The organism is Rhizobium bangladeshense, assembly GCF_017357245.1.
Lineage (GTDB): Bacteria > Pseudomonadota > Alphaproteobacteria > Rhizobiales > Rhizobiaceae > Rhizobium > Rhizobium bangladeshense.
On the sequence record NZ_CP071617.1, the window covers coordinates 163734 to 181560 of the forward strand.

At 60.5% G+C, this 17827-nt stretch carries 18 protein-coding genes and 1 pseudogene; 6 read left to right on the forward strand and 13 right to left on the reverse strand.

The window, feature by feature from the left end; translation table 11 throughout:
- The first annotated feature begins 9 nt into the window (after positions 1-9).
- Positions 10-1524 carry an ABC transporter substrate-binding protein gene (locus J2J98_RS29920; protein WP_207604200.1) on the forward strand — a complete coding sequence of 505 codons (1515 nt, stop codon included), beginning with the start codon at positions 10-12 and terminating at the stop codon, positions 1522-1524.
- Between the two features lie 83 nt (positions 1525-1607).
- Here J2J98_RS29920 and yghU read toward each other — a convergent pair whose 3' ends face one another.
- From yghU to J2J98_RS29955, 7 genes are all read right to left on the reverse strand, one after another.
- On the reverse strand, positions 1608-2483 hold the full coding sequence (gene yghU / locus J2J98_RS29925; protein WP_207604201.1) for a glutathione-dependent disulfide-bond oxidoreductase: 876 nt from the start codon (positions 2481-2483) through the stop codon (positions 1608-1610).
- 154 nt (positions 2484-2637) lie between these two features.
- On the reverse strand, positions 2638-3018 hold the full coding sequence (locus J2J98_RS29930) for a cupin domain-containing protein (protein WP_064710461.1): 381 nt from the start codon (positions 3016-3018) through the stop codon (positions 2638-2640).
- On the reverse strand, positions 3015-4124 hold the full coding sequence (locus tag J2J98_RS29935; RefSeq protein WP_207604202.1) for a Gfo/Idh/MocA family protein: 1110 nt from the start codon (positions 4122-4124) through the stop codon (positions 3015-3017). The genes J2J98_RS29930 and J2J98_RS29935 overlap by 4 nt, the downstream gene beginning before the upstream one ends.
- 2 nt (positions 4125-4126) lie before the next feature.
- The gene (locus J2J98_RS29940; protein WP_207604203.1) at positions 4127-4954 is read right to left on the reverse strand and encodes a carbohydrate ABC transporter permease; all 828 of its coding nucleotides are present in this window, start codon (positions 4952-4954) and stop codon (positions 4127-4129) included.
- Positions 4951-5898 carry a carbohydrate ABC transporter permease gene (locus J2J98_RS29945; RefSeq protein ID WP_064710502.1) on the reverse strand — a complete coding sequence of 316 codons (948 nt, stop codon included), beginning with the start codon at positions 5896-5898 and terminating at the stop codon, positions 4951-4953. Before J2J98_RS29945 ends, J2J98_RS29940 begins: the two co-directional genes overlap by 4 nt.
- Positions 5899-5957: 59 nt before the next feature.
- Positions 5958-7211 (reverse strand): ABC transporter substrate-binding protein, encoded by a 1254-nt coding sequence (locus J2J98_RS29950; protein WP_207604204.1) that lies wholly within the window; start codon positions 7209-7211, stop codon positions 5958-5960.
- Positions 7212-7289: 78 nt separating this feature from the next.
- A complete protein-coding gene (locus J2J98_RS29955) occupies positions 7290-7955 on the reverse strand; it encodes a GntR family transcriptional regulator (RefSeq protein WP_064710457.1) in 666 nt (221 codons plus the stop codon).
- 135 nt (positions 7956-8090) lie between these two features.
- Between J2J98_RS29955 and J2J98_RS29960 the strand changes: the two genes are divergently transcribed.
- The 3 genes and pseudogenes from J2J98_RS29960 to J2J98_RS29970 form a co-directional block, all read left to right on the forward strand.
- Positions 8091-9287 carry a Tm-1-like ATP-binding domain-containing protein gene (locus tag J2J98_RS29960; protein ID WP_207604205.1) on the forward strand — a complete coding sequence of 399 codons (1197 nt, stop codon included), beginning with the start codon at positions 8091-8093 and terminating at the stop codon, positions 9285-9287.
- Entirely contained in the window at positions 9271-10122 is an 852-nt protein-coding gene (locus tag J2J98_RS29965; RefSeq protein WP_259664364.1) for a phosphoenolpyruvate hydrolase family protein, read from the forward strand. Before J2J98_RS29960 ends, J2J98_RS29965 begins: the two co-directional genes overlap by 17 nt.
- Positions 10085-10697, forward strand: a pseudogene (locus tag J2J98_RS29970) (SDR family NAD(P)-dependent oxidoreductase); the annotation flags it as partial. The gene J2J98_RS29965 and the pseudogene J2J98_RS29970, both read left to right, overlap by 38 nt.
- Positions 10698-10887: 190 nt before the next feature.
- Here J2J98_RS29970 and J2J98_RS29975 read toward each other — a convergent pair.
- Genes J2J98_RS29975 through J2J98_RS29985 form a run of 3 tightly spaced genes read right to left on the reverse strand, consistent with a single transcriptional unit; the run spans position 10888 to position 13622 of the window.
- On the reverse strand, positions 10888-11472 hold the full coding sequence (locus J2J98_RS29975) for a dioxygenase family protein (RefSeq protein ID WP_207604206.1): 585 nt from the start codon (positions 11470-11472) through the stop codon (positions 10888-10890).
- A 50-nt stretch (positions 11473-11522) separates the two neighbouring features.
- Positions 11523-12605 (reverse strand): aldo/keto reductase, encoded by a 1083-nt coding sequence (locus J2J98_RS29980; RefSeq protein ID WP_207604207.1) that lies wholly within the window; start codon positions 12603-12605, stop codon positions 11523-11525.
- Between the two features lie 24 nt (positions 12606-12629).
- On the reverse strand, positions 12630-13622 hold the full coding sequence (locus J2J98_RS29985) for an MBL fold metallo-hydrolase (RefSeq protein WP_207604295.1): 993 nt from the start codon (positions 13620-13622) through the stop codon (positions 12630-12632).
- A gap of 166 nt (positions 13623-13788) precedes the next feature.
- On the opposite strand from J2J98_RS29985, the gene J2J98_RS29990 reads away from it, so the two are divergent.
- Positions 13789-14709, forward strand: coding sequence for a LysR family transcriptional regulator (locus J2J98_RS29990; RefSeq protein WP_064710451.1), 921 nt, complete (start codon positions 13789-13791; stop codon positions 14707-14709).
- 40 nt (positions 14710-14749) lie between these two features.
- Here the strand turns inward: J2J98_RS29990 and J2J98_RS29995 are convergent, their stop codons facing one another.
- From J2J98_RS29995 to J2J98_RS30005, 3 genes are all read right to left on the reverse strand, one after another.
- Positions 14750-15145, reverse strand: coding sequence for a winged helix-turn-helix transcriptional regulator (locus J2J98_RS29995; protein ID WP_246569503.1), 396 nt, complete (start codon positions 15143-15145; stop codon positions 14750-14752).
- 245 nt (positions 15146-15390) lie between these two features.
- Positions 15391-15885, reverse strand: coding sequence for a lipocalin-like domain-containing protein (locus tag J2J98_RS30000; RefSeq protein WP_207604297.1), 495 nt, complete (start codon positions 15883-15885; stop codon positions 15391-15393).
- 49 nt (positions 15886-15934) lie between these two features.
- Positions 15935-16768 (reverse strand): SDR family oxidoreductase, encoded by an 834-nt coding sequence (locus tag J2J98_RS30005; protein ID WP_138395809.1) that lies wholly within the window; start codon positions 16766-16768, stop codon positions 15935-15937.
- A 94-nt stretch (positions 16769-16862) separates the two neighbouring features.
- On the opposite strand from J2J98_RS30005, the gene J2J98_RS30010 reads away from it, so the two are divergent.
- Positions 16863-17762, forward strand: coding sequence for a LysR family transcriptional regulator (locus tag J2J98_RS30010; RefSeq protein ID WP_207604298.1), 900 nt, complete (start codon positions 16863-16865; stop codon positions 17760-17762).
- Positions 17763-17827: the final 65 nt, after the last annotated feature.

A 17827-nucleotide genomic window follows, 5' to 3' on the forward strand; every position in this document is an offset into this window, starting at 1 on the left:
AACGAACTGATGACAAAAAGGTGGAAATCAATCGGGCTCGCCGCCATGCTCGCTGGCCTGACGCTGAGCGCAAGCTATGCCGAGGCCGCCGGCGTGCTCACCATCGGCCGCCGCGAGGATTCGACGACATTCGATCCGATCAAGACGGCGCAGAACATCGACAACTGGGTGTTCTCCAACGTCTACGACGTGCTGATTCGCGTCGACAAGACAGGCACCAAGCTGGAGCCGGGGCTTGCCGAAAGCTGGACGATCTCGGATGACGGGCTGACCTACACCTTGACGATCCGCGACACGAAATTTTCCGACGGTTCGCCGCTGACGGCGGAAGACGCGGCCTACAGCCTGCTGCGCATCCGCGACGATCCTGCCTCGCTCTGGAGCGATTCCTACAAGGTGATCGAGACGGTGGTCGCAACCGATGCGCATACGCTGACGATCAAGCTCAGGAACCCGTCCGCGCCTTTCCTCTCGACCCTTGCGCTGCCCAATGCCTCCGTCATCTCCAAGAAGGGCATGGAATCGCTAGGGCCTGACGCTTATGGCGAGAAGCCGATCGCATCCGGCGCCTTCGTGGTCGACGAATGGCGGCGCGGCGACCGCGTCATCCTCAAGAAGAACCCGAATTTCTGGGAAGCCGACCGCGTCAAGCTCGATGGTGTCGAGTGGATCTCGGTGCCTGACGACAACACCCGCATGCTGAACGTTCAGGCCGGCGAACTCGATGCCGCGATTTTCGTGCCCTTCTCCCGCGTCGAGGAGCTGAAGAAGGATCCCAACCTCAACGTCGACATCGATGCCTCAACACGCGAGGATCATCTGCTGATCAACCATGCGCATGGCGCGCTCGGCAAGAAGGAAGTCCGCCAGGCGCTGGATCTTGCGATCGACAAAAAGGCGATCGTTGATACCGTCACCTTCGGCCAGGGCACGGTCGCCAATTCATATGTTCCCAAGGGCGCTCTCTATTATTACGCCGATAACCTGCAGCGGCCCTATGATCCAGCAAAGGCCAAGCAGATGCTGGCGGCGGCCGGCGCCTCCGACCTGACGCTGAATTACGTTGTGCGTGCCGGCGACGAAGTCGACGAGCAGACGGCCGTCTTGGTCCAGCAGCAGCTACAGAAGGCCGGCATCACCGCCAATCTGCAAAAGGTCGATCCCAGCCAGGAATGGGATATGCTCGTTGCCGGCGACTATGACATCTCGGTCAACTACTGGACCAACGACATTCTCGACCCAGACCAGAAGACCACCTTCGTCCTCGGTCACGATTCCAACAACAACTACTTGACCAACTATAAGAACGAGGCGGTGAAGGAACTGGTTGCCAAGGCGCGTCTCGAGCTCAACCCAAAGAAGCGTGAAGAGATGTATGTCGACCTGCAGAAGATGGCCAAGGACGACGTCAACTGGATCGATCTTTATTACAGCCCATATATCAACGTCTCGCGCAAGAATATCGAGAACTTCCACCAGAACCCGCTCGGCCGTTTCTTCCTGGAAGACACGGTCAAGAACTGAGTTCGCGCAACATGCAAATGCTCCGGCGCCCTTGCGGCGACGGAGCCTCATTCATTGCTGCGACAGGTGGCTGACCGGCTTGCTTACTCGGCGGCCGCCAGTTTGTCCTGTGTTCTGGTCTCGAAGTCGCTGGCGTCGTGACGCTCGTGCAACTGGGTTGACGGGTCGCCGGAGAGGCGGTTGACCATCCGGCCGCGCTGCACGGCGGGCCGGCTGTAGATCGTGTCGGCCCAGCGAAGCACGTTCTTATAGTCCTCGACCTGCAGGAATTCGGCCGCCCCGTAGCTCCAGCCCTTCACCAGGCCGCCGTACCATGGCCAGATGGCAATATCGGCGATCGTATATTGGCTGCCTGCCACATATTCGCTTTCGGCAAGCCGGCGATCGAGCACGTCGAGCTGACGCTTCACTTCCATTGCGAACCGGTCGATCGCATATTCGATCTTCGTCGGCGCATAGGCGTAGAAATGGCCGAAGCCGCCGCCGAGATAAGGCGCGCTTCCCATCTGCCAAAATAGCCATGACAGGCATTCGGCCCGTTCGCTCGGCTCGGTCGGCAGGAAAGCGCCGAATTTCTCGGCGAGATAGGTAAGGATGGCGCCGGATTCGAAGACGCGGATCGGCTTCGGCCCGCTGCGGTCCATCAGTGCCGGGATCTTGGAGTTGGGATTGACGGCGACAAAGCCGCTGCCGAACTGGTCACCCTCGCCGATCTTGATCAGCCAGGCGTCATACTCAGCACCGCTATGGCCAAGGGCCAGCAGCTCCTCGAGCATGATCGTGACCTTCTGGCCGTTCGGCGTTCCAAGCGAATAAAGCTGCAGCGGGTGACGGCCGATCGGAAGCTCCTTCTCATGTGTCGGTCCTGCTATCGGGCGGTTGATATTGGCGAATTGACCGCCATTCGCCTTGTTCCAGGTCCACACCTTCGGGGGAATATAGTCGGAGGTACCGCTCATCTTTCAAACTCCTGGTATTGATCGGACAGAGCGCGACGCCTGTTGGGTCGCCGCATTTTTCCTGACATAGCAGAGGCGATGAGGTTTTGTCACAGCTATCGGAGTGGTTTCACACAAACGTCAGAGCTTGGCAAAGTTGCGGAAAACAACCGGTTCAGGCGGCACCCTCGCCTTCATGATTGACGGCCGTCCTGGTACCGGAGGAGAACATGATCAGGGCGAAAAGCGGTTCCTTGCCGAGCGCGCGCGCCCAGTGTCGGATATTGCGGGGAATGCGGATCGCGTCGCCGGCTTCAAGCCGATAAAGGGCGTCGCCAAGCTTGTGCTCGCAACTGCCGGAGACGACATAGAGAATTTCCTCGCAATCAGGGTGCGAATGCAGCTGATTGCGCTCGCCGGGATTGATGCGGCAGGTGCCGAAAGTCATCTCGGCGCCGGGCGTGCCGTCGCCGGTGATCTTCCAGTTGAGTTCGCCCCAGCTGGTCGGCATGAATTTGCCGCCGGCTTTTCTGAAAATGACGTCGGTTTCGCTCATAACTGTGCCTCCGGTGAGAGATTGGTGGTGACGCCGGCATCCGTACGTCGGTAGAATTCGAAGAGCTTCATGATCTCGCCGGCAATTTCGAGCGTGCCTCTCGTGATCGGCGTGCCGGCGAGGATCGCATCCGTGAGATGCAGGATTTCCGGGACGTAGCCGAGATAGAAGAGGTTGTTGTTGTAGAGCTGGCCAAGTGAATGCTCCGGCTCGTAGAAGAGTGCCGCGTTCTCGTCCGGCTGGATGAAGCTCGCGGCGCGGCCGTAGGACGGAAGGTCCGCCTTGCGGAAATAGGTCAGCCGGCTGCCGTTTTCGACAATGGCATTGGCGCCTTCGCCAATGATTTCGACGCGCTCGAAGATGCTGCCGCCCGATTGGCCGGCGGCAAGGTGCAGTGTACCGATCGCGCCGGAGCGGAAGCGCAGGCTGGTGACGCTCGCCCCCGTCACGGGCTCCCACTCGTAGCTAGCGCGTTCTATCTCGCCGCCCAGGAAGTTGAGGATCGCACCCGGGTGGTAGATGTGGTCGAGAAAGCTCTGCATCTTGACGAGATCGGCCCGGTCTTCCCGGCGCGGCAGGCTTTGGGGATAACGGACATTGATCGAGGTCAGCCTGCCGAAACCCGGCGAGCCAATCAGGTCCTTGAGCTTCTCGATTGTGGGGAAAAAGGTCTTCTTGAGTCCGGTCATCACCATGCGGCCGGCCGCCGCACTTGCCGCCTGCAGCCTCTCGATGTCCTCGATGCTTGCTGCCGTCGGTTTCTCCATCCAGACGTGGGCGCCTGCTGCAAGCGCGTCGAGCGCCAGATCGGTCGCCTGCACCCGGCCATCGGGATGATAGGCAGTGACGAGGAAGACCAGGTCCGGCTCTTCCCGCATGAGCATCTCGCGGTGGTCGGCATAGGCTTTGCCGGCGCCGAAGAGCCTGGCGAATTTCTCTGCACGGCCGAGATCGAGATCGCATAGGCCGGCGAGGTCGATCGGTGCATAGCGCAACGCTGGATAGACATTGCGGTAGGCATGGCCGCCGGCGCCGATGAAGCAGGCTTTTATGCGGTGTTCGAATTCGAAATTGTAGCGGATTTCCCGCTGGACGTGATGCGACATGGTCAGCCCTTGATTGCCCCCTGCGTCAGCCCCTCGGTGAAACGGCGCTGCATCAGGATGTAGAGAAGGATGATCGGCAGGAATGAAATGACAGTGCCTGAGAAGACCAGGCGGTAGTCGGAAGCATAGGTGCTTGCGAAACGGACGAGCCCGAGCGGCAGCGTCTGCACCTCTGGGCTGATCAGCACGATCAGCGGCAGGAAGAAGTCGTTCCAGGTGGAGAGCGCGCTGATGATTACGAGCGCCTGTACTGCCGGAGCCGAGATCGGCAGAAACACCTTGGTGAGGATCTGGAAATGCGAGGCGCCGTCGATCTTGGCGGCCTCGACCAGATCATCCGGCACACTGATGAAGAAGCTTCGCATCAGGAAGATGCCGAAGGGAATGCCGTTGCTGACCTGCACCAACACGATACCAGCAAGCGTGTTGACGAGGTTCAAGCCGAAGAGCACCTGGTAGAGCGGGATCACGATCGCCTGTACCGGCACGGTGAGGCCGAGAATGAAGGCATAGAACAGCCACTCGCGGCCGGGAAAACGGATCTTGGCGAGGGCATAGCCGGCCGGCGCGCAGGTGACGAGCGACAGGAGGACGACGCCGACGAGATTGATGAGGCTGTTGCCGACGAGGTCGCCGAACCCGCCTATCTGCCAGGCATCGAGATAGTTGCGCCATATCAGGTTGGCGGGCCAGGCGAAGGGATCCGCCCGGCCGATCTCGGCCTCGGTCTTGAAGCTCGAGATCACCAGCCAGACGAAGGGGGCAAGGATCAGGATCAAGACCGGCGTCAGCGCCAGCACCACCGGCCATTCGCGGTTGCGTGCACTCATTGGGACAGCCTCGCGCGCCAGCGGTTGAAGACGATGGTGATGACGATCGCAAGCAGGCTGAGCAGGATGCAGAGCACGGCCGCAAGCCCGTGATCCTGGGATTGGAAGGCAAGCCGATAGATATAGGTCGTGATCAGTTCACTCTGATAGAAGGGCCCGCCATTGGTCATGACGAAGACCGTGGCAAAGCCCTTGAGGCCGTTGATCATCGCCAGCGAGATGACGAAGGTCATGACCTCACGAAGTCCCGGCAGGGTCACATAAATCAGCTTCTGGAAAGCGTTGGCGCCGTCCACTTCGGCTGCGTCATAGAGCGAGTGATCGATATTCTGCAGGCCGGCGATGAAGAGCAGCATATAAAGGCCGAAGCCCTGCCAAGAGCTTGCGACGTTGACGGAGAACAGCACCAGTGCGGGATCCGAAAGCCAGCCTTGCGTGAAGGCGCCGAGCCCGATCTGCGTCAGGGCCGTGTTCAGCAGGCCGAAAAACGGATCGTAGATGTTGGCCCAGATGACGCCGACCACGGCGAGCGAGACCAGATGCGGCAGGAAGAAAGCGGTGCGGAAGAAGACCTGCGTGATCCTCAGCCTGCTGACCGCAAGCGCCAGCAGAAGACCGAGCCCGCCTGCCATCACCACATGATAGGCCAGCCAGGCGAAGGTATGAACGAGGCTCTTCCAGACGATTGGATCCTGCGCCGCCTTGGCGTAATTGCCGACGCCGACGAAGCTCGCCGAGGTGTTGAAACCAGCGGAACTGTTGAAGCTCAGCCAGAAGGTTGCGGCAATCGGCAGCAGCGTGAAGACGGCGTAGAGCGCGAGCGCCGGCGCCACCAGCCAGAATGCGGTGCGGGCATCGTCATTGGGCGATCCCTCAGGTAGGGCAGCGCCGGCCGTCCGGCCTTTGGACATGCGGGCAGACAGGCCGCCCGTATGTCCCGCCACGGCAGACGCATCCCCGAGAGGAGCCACGATCTTGCTTCCCTGCGTTTCTGGAACAACCACTATTTGGCCTCGGCCATCTTCGCCTGGAGCTGCTTCATGCCGTCCTCGCCGCCGATCTGGCCGGAGATCAGGCCCTGGATGACCTGGAAATAGGTGTCGAGAACGGTGCCCGGCAGATAGACGCTCGGATTGTAGCCGACGCCGCCAGCGGCCGCGGCGAAGATATCTTTGAGAACGGGGGTCGGCGGTTCGACGCCGGGGATTTCGCGCGGGTAGATCATCGTGCTTGCCGGGTCCTGCGCGCGTTTCTTCATCGCCGCATCCGACAGCATGAAGTCGATCCACTTCATCGCAAGCTCCGGCTGCTTGGAATTGACCGGCACGAGCCAGCTCCAGCCGACGCCGCCGGTCGGGATCGCTGCACCCTTGATGTCGGAAGGCATCGGCGCATAACCGGCGTTGGCGAGGTCGTAGCCGGCCTTGCGGGCATTGGCGGTGAACCAGGGACCGGCAACGAACATCGCCGCACGCTTGTTGAACCAGAGGCGGGAGGCGCCATCGAGATCGAGGCCGGCCATTTCCTTCTTGATGTAGCCCGCCTCGACCAGCTTCTGCAGCCGGACGGCGCCGGCAGCGATCGATGGATCGTCGAAGGCGACCTCGCGGCGCATCGCCTTGCCGATCACCTCCTTGCCGCTCGCCGATTGCAACAGGTTGCCGAAGAGATGGCCGGCGCTGCCCGGCGTGCGCGGACCGATGGCGATCGGCTGCAGGCCGGTTTCCTCGATCGCCTTCATCAGCGTTTCGAACTCGGCCCAGGTCGCCGGGATCTTCCAGCCCGCCTGCGCGAAAATGTCTTTGTGATACCAGATGCCGAGAGCATCGAGCCCATCGGGAACTTCGTAGATTTCGCCCCCGAACTGGCCCTTGAGCTCGGTGTAGAGCCAGGGATAGATCTGATCCTTCCAGCCGCGCTTCTCATATTGCTCAGTGAGCGGCATCACCTGCTTGGCGTTCTTGACGACGCTGATGCGGCCGATGCCTGAATTGGTGAGGATCACGTCGGGGCCGGCATCCGACTGGATCGCCGCCTGCACGGCGCCGTTGCTGATCGTCCCGGTCGGCGGCATGAATTCGACGGTCACACCGGGATTGGCCTTTTCGAAATCGGCCTTGATACCGTTCCAGAGCTGCGCGACCAGCGGTTCGGTGATCTGTTCCGGACCCCACATTTTCAGGGTCTCGGCATGTGCCAGCGAGCTTGTGGCGATCATCGCCGCCAGTGCCGTGCCGCGGGCAAGAAATTTCAGCATTGCTCCCTCCTCCGGGCCGCTCCTCGGCCACGTTTTGCTTGTTGAAAAGGAGACCTCCCTCTCCTTCGTTCCGGGCGGCTAACGCGCCGGATCTTCTTTCTGAAACCGCGCCATGACGGCCTGCTGAACATCGCTGATATGCGCGTGCATCAGTGCCTTGGCGCGGGCGATGTCACGCGCTCTGAAAGCCTGCAGGATCTGATTGCGCTCCTCGGCCGCCCTTACGGCCAGATCGCGGCTCTCATTGGCGATCGAGCGGCAGATCTGGATCTGCAGCGCCAGCCGCGCCAGCGTTTCGACCAGCGGCGCACTTCCTGAAAGCTCGGCGATGGTCTCGTGAAACTCCTTGTCGCGGATGCCGTAGGTCGCCATGTCGCCGCGGCGCAGCGCCGCCACCGCCTCGTCGAGGATGCGTTCGAAGCCGGCGATATGTCGGTCGCTCATCTGCGGAACAGCGAGTTCGACGGCGAAGCACTCGAGCGTCTTGCGTAATTCATAGAGGTCGTCGATCTCCTTGGGCGTGAAGCTGCGCACGAAGAAGCCGCGATAAGGCTTGATCTCGATCAGACCTTCCTTGGCAAGCGTGCCGATCGCCTCGCGGAACGGCGTGCGGCTGACCTGCAGGCGTTCCGTCAGTTCCTTTTCGTCGATCGAGACGCCGCTCGGCAGTTCGCCGGAAACGATCAGGCGTACGATTTCCTCGTAAATCCGCTCGCGAAGGGTCAGGTGGCGCGGTGCGTTCATGGTCTCCACTTCCGTCTGGCATTCGTGATTTAAGTATGCAATATACTAAAGAATATACAATATGGAAAATACAAAACGGGGAATTTTGTTGAAAAAAACCAGCAGAAGCTGGATTGAAAAAGAGGAGGAAAACCAATGGGAAAGGTCTATATAGTCGGCACCTGCGACACCAAGGGCGCTGAACTGAACTACGCCAGGGAGGTGGTTCTTTCGGCCGGAACCGAGGCCATTCTGGTTGATGTCGGCACGCTTGGTGAGGGTGCGGACGCCGATATTCCAGCGTGCGACGTCGCGGCATTTCATCCGGATGGTGCTGCGGCCGTGCTCGGGCAGACCGACCGGGGAACCGCGGTTTCGGCCATGGCCAAGGCGCTGACGGGTTTCCTGAAATCACGCAACGATATCGGCGCCGTCCTCGGCCTCGGCGGAACCGGCAATACCGCACTTGTAACGGAAGCGATGCGGGCGCTTCCCATCGGCTTGCCGAAATTAGTGGTCTCGACCGTTGCCTCGGGCAATGTGGCTCCATATGTCGGGCCGAATGATCTCACCATGATGTATTCGGTCGTCGACGTCGCCGGCCTGAATGCGATCTCGCGCAAGGTGATCGGCAATGCGGCGAATGCGGCGGCCGGCATGGCCCGCAACCCCGTTCCCGCTTCCAGGGATGATCGACCGGGCATCGGCATGACCATGTTCGGCGTCACCACGTCCTGCGTCACGCAGGTTCGCGAGATGCTCGGCAAGACCCATGAAATCTATGTCTTCCATGCGACCGGCGTCGGCGGCCAGTCGATGGAGAAGCTCGCCGATTCAGGTCTGCTGCAGGGCGTGATCGATGTGACGACGACCGAGATTCCCGATCTCCTTGTCGGCGGCGTCTTTCCCGCGACCGAGGATCGCTTCGGCGCCATCATCCGCAGCGGCCTGCCCTATGTCGGCTCGGTCGGCGCCGTCGATATGGTGAATTTTGGCGCGCGCGACACAGTGCCGGCATCGTTCTGTGACCGAAGGCTTCACGTCCATAATGCGCAGGTGACCCTGATGCGCACCACCCCAGAGGAAAATCGCCGGATCGGCGCCTTCATTGTCGAACGGCTCAACCGGATGCAGGGGCCGGTCCGCTTTCTGCTGCCGCTTCAGGGCGTGTCGGCGATCGATGCCGCCGGCCAGCCGTTCTACGATCCCGAAGCCGACGAGGCACTGTTTTCCGTCATCCGCGCCGGCTGGAACGATGCGCCGAACAGGCGCCTCATCGAGATAGACGCCCACATCAACAGTCCGGAATTTGCCGCGGCACTCGTTGCCAGCTTCCATGACATCCACGCCTGAGGAGAGAGTTTTGACACACGCCAACCGCAACGACATTCTGAACAAGCTTCGCCGCAAGATCTCCGAGGGCCGGCCGATCATCGGCGGCGGCGCCGGCACCGGCCTCTCCGCCAAGAGCGAGGAGGCCGGCGGCATCGACCTGATCGTGATCTATAATTCCGGCCGTTACCGCATGGCCGGGCGGGGCTCGCTTGCCGGTTTGCTTGCCTATGGCAATGCCAATGAGATCGTCAAGGAAATGGGCCGCGAGGTCCTGCCGGTCGTGCGCCATACGCCGGTGCTTGCCGGCGTCAACGGCACCGATCCCTTCATGCTGCCCGATCACTTCCTCGACGAATTGAAGGCGATGGGTTTTGCCGGCATCCAGAACTTTCCGACGGTCGGGCTGATCGACGGCACGTTCCGCGCCAATCTCGAAGAGACCGGGATGGGCTTTGATCTGGAAATCGACATCATCGCGCGTGCGCACGCCAAGGATATGCTGACCACCCCTTACGTCTTCAGCAGCGAGGACGCGATTGCCATGAGCAAGGCAGGTGCCGATATCGTGGTCTGTCATCTCGGCCTGACCACGGGAGGCGCGATCGGCGCAGAAACGGCGCTGACGCTCGAGGGATGCGTGGAGAAGATCAACGCATGGTCGGATGCTGCGCGGTCGGTGCGCGAGGACGTCATCGTGCTCTGTCATGGAGGCCCGATCGCGATGCCCGCGGATGCCGCCTACGTGCTCGCCCGCTGCAAGGGTTGCAACGGTTTCTACGGCGCAAGTTCGATGGAGCGGCTGCCGACTGAGGTCGCGATCCGCGCGCAGGTCGAAGGATTTGCGAAGATCTAGGAGCGGTTTGGACCGGCCCCGGCGCGGGCTTGCCATTCAAGCCGACAGTGCCGACCCGGGCGCCATTCGTCGCGCCGTCAGCCAGACGCTCGACACACTTGGCGGGCTTGACATTCTGGTCAACAGCGCAGGCATCGGAACCGCAGGCATGACCGCGGATCTGGCTCTCGCCGACCTGCAGGCCATGCTTGATGTGAACGTTCGCGCGCCCGTCCTGTTCGCACAGGCGGCGATCCCGCAGCTCTCATCGGGCGGCCGGATCATCTCTATCGCCTCTGCTTTGGCGGAGCGCGTGCCTTTCCCAGGTGTCACGGCTTACGCCATGTCGAAGTCGGCACTCCTGTCGCTCACGCGAGGCCAAGGCATTACCGTCAATCTTGTTCTCCCCGGTTCAACTGACACGGACATTGAACCCGGCCAATGGCGAGAATGCTGATTATCAGCGAAGCCTCACATCGCTCGGCCGATTTGGCGAACCCCGTGAAGTTGCCAGCGCGGTGGCGTTTCTGGCCGGTCCGGCTGCAAGTCTGATTACCGGTGCGGTTCTCAGTGTAGACGCCGGCTTCAACGCCTGATTTGCCCTTCGCGTTGTCCGGGCGTCGTGCTTTACGGCGTCCGGCAGGTTATTTTCAATAGCGGCCGTAAGACGCGTTGACAGCGATCTCTATCTGTCAACGAGGCTGTGCAAATCAGCGGAATGCACGTAAACGCAAGTTGAGAAACTCGTAAGCGATTAAGTCCGCCCTCTCCCGCGGCCTTCCTTCGTCAGATCACGAAATCAAACCGTCCGAACTTTCCGTCACTGGTTTGCTTCATGTCGAGGAGCAGTGCCTCGTCAAACAGCCGGTCTCCGGCGTTTCTGGGCTCGCGGGGAAAATAGAGTTGAGTGGTAAGGACGCGTCCCCCTGGGCGCTGGACCTTGAGATGGAAATGACGCGTGCGGCCGGGATAAAACGCGGGGACGATGGTGTTGAACCACCATCGTCCCCGGGTGTCGGTGAACTGGTGTCCGCGCAGACGGAAACCCACGCTGTCGTAGTCACCGTTTTCGTCAGCATGCCAGATCTCGACGAGGCTGCCGCCAAGCGGTCGGCAGCGGTTGTCGAGCACGAACCCGGCGACGGTTATTCGCTCGCCCCCGGGCGCATCCGGATAGAGATCCCGATTGAGCGGCGAGTTTGGCCTGAAGAATGGGCCGGCTTCTCGCTCGAGGGTTGGTTGATCTCCATCGTCACATGCAAGGGTGAGCGGCAGTTCGGGAGCGGCCTGCGCAAACGCCTTCATTCTTGCTGCGTCGATGAGAGGCAACGTCAGAAAGGCCGTCAATAGCGAGCGTCTGGTGGAGGGCAAGGTCGATCTCCCGGCGATTTGTTCTAAGGGGGCAGCAAAATAGTCGCGCCTTACCGCAGGCGCTGCACCGCATTCGCCTGCGCCTCCCGGATCAGGCCGGCATACATATTCTCTTTACCGGGATACCACGGCATCGTGCCGATGGAGCCGAAGCCGGGAATGGTCTCCATATGTGCGACCATGCGGGCACGCATGCGCTTGTCAGGAAGCGGGCCTGTCATCGTCTGGACATTATCACTCATGTGGTCAGGGTTGGAGGTGCCGCAGAGTACGCTCGTGACCGCCGGATGCGCCATGACCCACTTCAGGAAGAACTGCGCCCAACTCGTCGCGCCGAACTCGACTGCGAAACCAGGCAGCGGATGTCCCTCAACCACCTTCATCAACCGTGCTTTTTCAAGCGGCAAATTGATCAGGACGCCGACACCCTTGTCGGCCGCGGCCGGGAGAAGACGGCGCTCGGCGTCGCGGTTGAAGATCGAGTAGTTCGTCTGGATGAAATCGACATCGTCGCGCTGGACGATCGCCAGCAACTGATCCTGCGCCGCCGACTCGTGATGCGTCACGCCGACATGGCGTATGAGCCCTTCCTTCTTCCAGGCTTTCATCAGTGGAATGACGACCGGTGCATTGGTGATGCTGTGGCATTGCATGAGATTGATCGTGGCGCGCCATGTCCGCATGCGCGATTGCCGAAAGCTTTCAACGGCGTGGCTTTCGTCTCCAAGATACTCTCCTGTCGACCAGACCTTGTTGGCGAGAAACATCTCATCGGATCTTGCAAACTCGCCCATGAACTGCCCGACGCTGACTTCGGCCGAGCCGTAGAGCGGCGATGTGTCGACCACGCGACCGCCTGCAGCGACGTACCGCTCGAAGACCTGACGGAGAGCGTCACGGCGATCACCGGGCTTCAGGTCAAAGGTGAGGAATGTGCCGAGACCCAAGACTGTGACCTTTTCGCCAGTACGTGGTAAGCTGCGGGTCAGCACATCCGGATTTGATCCAGTGACTGGCGACGCCACATTCTTGTCCTCGGTTTGCGCCGTAGCGTTGGTGGCCAGTGCCAGCCCTGTCGCCGCCGCCCCCATAGTGCCGAGGAAGCCGCGTCTGTTGATCTTTGAGTGGTCCATGAGATTTCTCCGTTTCGCTAACCGTCAGAATTGCCAACTAGCTGGTACCCAGGCATAGCCACCGTCGGTCTTCAGCATCCGACCAAGACCAGGGAATGGATAGTGGAAACCAAGCACGGGCATGCGCTCGGCGGCCGCCCTATCGAAAATGCGACGACGGGAAGAAAGAGCCGTCTCTTTGTCGCGGTCGGGTCCGGGCAGCCAGGGATTGCCGACGTTGACGACAGGGTGGTAGGCAAGGTCTGCCGTCAGCAGCAACTGGTCGCTCCCGGAATGGACGAGGAAGGTCGCCATGCCTGGCGTGTGACCCGATGCGACGATCGTCGTTAGACCCGGCACGATCTCGGCGCCGGCTTCATAAAGCTCGACGTCGTTCATGACCGGCGCGAGGCTGTTCTTGATGTTTGCCGCGAAGCGCAGACGGAATTCCTCCGGCACAGGCATGTAGGAGAGATCCGGATCGGTGCGGACGAAGAAGTCCCAGTCGGCCTTCGGGACGAAGACAGTGGCGCGGGGAAAGGCCTTGCCGCCGTCCGCGGTTCTTAAGTTACCGACATGGTCGGGATGGGTGTGGGAGATGACGATCGCGTCAATGTCCGTGGGATCAAGACCGATTGCCGCGAGGTTATCGAAGATGCGGCCACCGTTCGGGCCCATGGTCTTGCCGGCGCCAGCCTCGATCAGAATCCGCCGGCCACCGGTCTCGATCAGCAGCGTGTTGAGGTTGAGCGTCATGTGGTCGGTCGGCAGAAATGCCTGCCGCAGGACCTCTTGAAGCTCGGCTTCCGGCGCGTCGCTTGCATAAACGCGGGGCGGGCCACCAATCACGCCGTCGCTCAACACAGTCGCGCTGATTTCGCCGACGCTGAAGCGGTAGTGACCAGCGTTGGCGGTCACCAAGGGCGCGGCCTGGGCGTTGGCGCTGCCGGAGCCACCCAGGCTCGGGATGAGCATGCTTGATACGCCTGCGACAGCGGACAGCATGATCGCACGTCTGTTGAGAGTGAAGGCATTCATCGGTCTTCCCTTCTGCATTGGACACTCTTCATTGGCTTGGCTGGTCGAACTGCCCGCTAAAGGAAGCAGATCGAGCAGGGCGATAATCTCTGAGCTCATCATGACATGGGTCGATTGGTCTGATAACCTGCGCTAAGTTTATCACTTTGGTTAGAAATACTTCTCAATGGATCCAATTCGCTTAGACAGCTTCGATGTCTTCGTGGCCATCGTACGTTGTGGCGGTTTCCGTGCAGCAGCACTCGAGCGAGGCGTTTCTTCATCTGCCTTGAGCCAAACGATGAATGCTCTCGAAGAGGCTCTGGGTATCCGGCTCCTCAATCGAACGACGAGGAGCGTGTTTCCGACAGAGGCTGGACAGCGCCTTCTTGAACGTCTGGCACCTGCATTGAGCGACATCAGGCTCGCGATCGCAGAGGTCGATGAATTGCGCGATAGCCCATCCGGAACCCTCAGGATCAACGCACCGGCACCGGCCGTCGATCATGTCCTCTGCCCGATGGTATTCGATTTTATGGATGCCTATCGCGAGGTGAAGATCGAGATCATCAGCGATGCTGCTGTCATCGATATCGTGGAACAGGGTTTCGATGCCGGCGTCAGGTTCGGCAAGCAGCTGGCCCAGGACATGATCGCGCTGCCGCTTGGACCCGCGCTTCGCTATGCAATCGTCGCTTCGCCTGACTATATCAAGAGATGCGGTCAACCGCTGACGCCGCACGAACTCGTTGGTCACGACTGTATAAGGCGTCGTTTCCCTGGTGGCACGCTTGTCACCTGGCGGTTCGCCGAGGGAAGCGAGGAAATCGAGGTCACTCCCACGGGCCGTTTGACCGTCAGTTCCGCGCACAATGAACTGCAAGCTGCACTGGCGGGCAGAGGAATCGCCCATGTCTTCGATGACTACGCCAAGCCGCATGTCCAAACCGGCCGGCTGGTGGAGCTTCTCTCCGACTGGAGCCCCACCTTGCCACACTGGTTTTTATACTACCCCAGCCGCCGCCTCCCGAGCGCCGCCATGCGGGCGTTTCTTGATTACATGAGGAGCTACGACTGGAAGGCGAAGAATGCCCTCGACCCGCGGTGATTTGGCCAGGTTCTTGCGTAGAAGCAGATCGGAGCTCCTTCTAAATCCGGCGTTGTTCGGCCGCATCGAACTCCCTACGCGAGGCTTCGATATCTTGCCATGTGTCGCGGATCCAATCGGTGAATCCCGCAAGCGGCTTCAGCATCGATTTTCCGCGATCGGTCAGCTCATACTCAACGCGCGGTGGCAGTTCGGTGTAATAGTGCCGTGCTACGAGCCCATCCCTCTCAAGATTGCGAAGAGTAAGCGTCAGCATACGCTGCGAGATATCGGGAATACCGCGTTGAAGGGCGCCAAACCGCATCGGTGCATCGGGGGAGAGTGAAAGCATCGAGATGACGAGGATCGACATATGATGGCTGATAAACGGGATTTTCTCGGCAGCCAGCAAGCCAAATATCCTTTTGCGACTACTGGCAGCGGCGCCTTTGTCCAAATCCTGATGCCGCGATCTGGGCTTGCCTTTGCCCCGTGCAGTCCGTTGCCGGTGTCGAGGAGGATAAGATCTGTCCCTGCGTTCACCAACCAGCGCGATGACGGCGGCTCCCGCCTTGAACATGGAACGACGATTGAAGAGCGTGGTTTTCTTCCTCCAGATAGCTCAGCTTCGCTTTGGTCATGGCCGAAGGACGGAAGCTCGGCGAGGTCGAGACCTCATTCAGAGGGCTGGCCTCCGGTGCCTTATTTGACCCGCTGCCATTCAATCCTGATTTCAGTGCCTTCCGGTCTGCGGAATTGTTCGGTCATGCGGTCGCCTTCAACGACCAGCCGCAAATCCTCACGTGTTCGTACGCTGCCGACCCAGTTCGGGAATGTAGACCCTTCGACACGGTTGCCGCTGAATTCTCCTTTCTCATCAACGGTGTAGGTTCCGAAAAATCCGATGCTGCCTGACATGGCCATGCGATTTTCATCATCCGTCCCCTCGCCGCGAGCGTTGGATGCAAACCGTGGGATGCCGGCGTCGGTCAGAACTTCTACGAAGTGCATGTCGGGGGTGAAGACGAGAAGACCGTTGGGCTTTTCTCCATAGGCAGATATATTTTTGCCGCCGGGATCGATCGTCGCCGACATCATCCGCCAGGTGCCTACGACTTGGTTTTCTGCGGCTGTCTGCGCGAAGGCAGAAGACGAGACGCTGAGGGCGAGAGCCAATATTATTGATCGAATGGACATGTTGTCTCCTTCCTGCATGAGGTCCGTGTTTACAGATTGCTGCTGCGGTTCACAGACCCTGCCTGTCGGCGGAATTCGCCACTCCTCGCTGCGCCTCAAGGGCAGACAGGCGTGCGGAAAGCGCCTGTGAGATGGAGGAATAGGCTGTGCTACCCAGCGCCAGCCGCAATGGTGGCGTCTTGCTCTCGGCGGCTGATATGATTGCGGCCACGGTGCGCGCGGCATCCCCCTTGATCTCGAAGCTGCCGTCGGTGATCGCCCGGCGAACGGCCCCGGCAGGTGTTTCATCGTAGGCATCCATCGGTTTCGCGCGGACGAGATTGGCTCCGAAGTTGGTGCCGGTCGGTCCCGGCTCGGCAATGATGAAGTCGATGCCGAAAGGCGCCACCTCCTGTGCCACGGCTTCGACAAAGCCCTCGATGCCCCACTTGGTTGCGTGATAGAGGCTGAAGCCTGGATAGGCGATCTGCCCACCCTCGGAGGAAACCTGGACGATCCGCCCGCCGCCTTGTTTTCGAAGAAGGGGCAGTGCGGCACGGATGAGATGGATGGATCCGGCAAGGTTGGTGGTGATCTGCCGGTCGATCTCTTCAGTCGTGAGCTCTTCCGCAGCACCGAACAGGCCATAGCCCGCGTTGCTGACGATTACCTCTATCCGCTCGTGCCGTTGGAATGCGTCTCTGACGGCCGTGGCAATGCGCTCCGGCTCGACCAGATCGAGCTGAACGATATCCAGGCGTTCGCGGTATTCCTGCGCAAGTTTCGTCAGCGCCGCCGCGCGGCGAATCGCTGCGACCACGTTGTGTCCCTGGGTGAGCAGCTGTTGCGTCATCTCGAGACCGAGCCCCGAGGAAGCGCCGGTGATAAACCATGTCTTTGGCATGTGAACTCCTGATCTGTTCATCTGCAATGTAAGACAGCAATATTGGTGATATAAGATCTTCAATTTGAGATGCCGTGGTGAGGATAATTCACGAATAATGCGTCCCAGTCTGAATGATCTCGCCGCCTTTGCGGCTGTGGCCAGTCACCAGAGCTTTCGCAGAGCTGCCGACGTCATGGGCGTTTCGCGCTCGGCTCTCAGCCACGCAATCATCGGATTGGAGGCAAAACTGGACGTGCGGCTCTTTAACCGGACGACCCGCAGCGTGTCGCTGACCCAGGCCGGCGCTCGCCTGCTCGCGCGCCTCGATCCGGTTCTTCAGGATCTTGATCAGGCGCTCGATACCTTGTCGGAGGAGCGCGGCACCCCGAGCGGCACACTGCGGATCAATGCAAACAAGAGCGGCGCCCGCATTCTCCTCGAAGAGGTCGTGCCGCGCTTTATGGATCTCTATCCCGACGTCGAGCTTGATCTTGTTTCGGAAGGTCGGCTCGTCGATATCGTGGAACAGGGATTCGATGCTGGAATACGCCTGCTGGAAACCGTCCCGAAAGACATGGTCGCGGTGAAGTTCGGCGGCGACGTGCGTTTCATTGCCGTGGCAGCGCCGTCCTATCTCGAGAGCAGAGCAAGACCGCATACGCCCGACGACCTTTATACGCATTGCTGCATCCGCCAACGTCTGCCTAGCGGAAAGCGCTATCGCTGGGAGTTCTCAAAGCGCGGGGCCGAAGTCGCGATCGACGCGCCGGGCAATCTCACCCTCGACGACAATGATCTTCTCGTGCAGGCGGCCGCGGACGGCCGTGGCATTGCTTATGTGCCGGAATATTTCGCACGGCCGTTTCTGGCGTCCGGTCAACTCGCGACCGTGCTCGATGATTGGTGCCCGCCGACGCCTGGTCTGGCGCTCTATTACCCGCGCAGCCGGCACGTGCCCTCCCCGTTGCGGGCCTTCATCGACCTGCTGCGAGAGGTGGACAGGGCACGATGACGGGGCGACGGTGCACGGCGTCCGGACCTGTCAGAGGATTTGGCGGCACCCATCGCTTTGAAGCG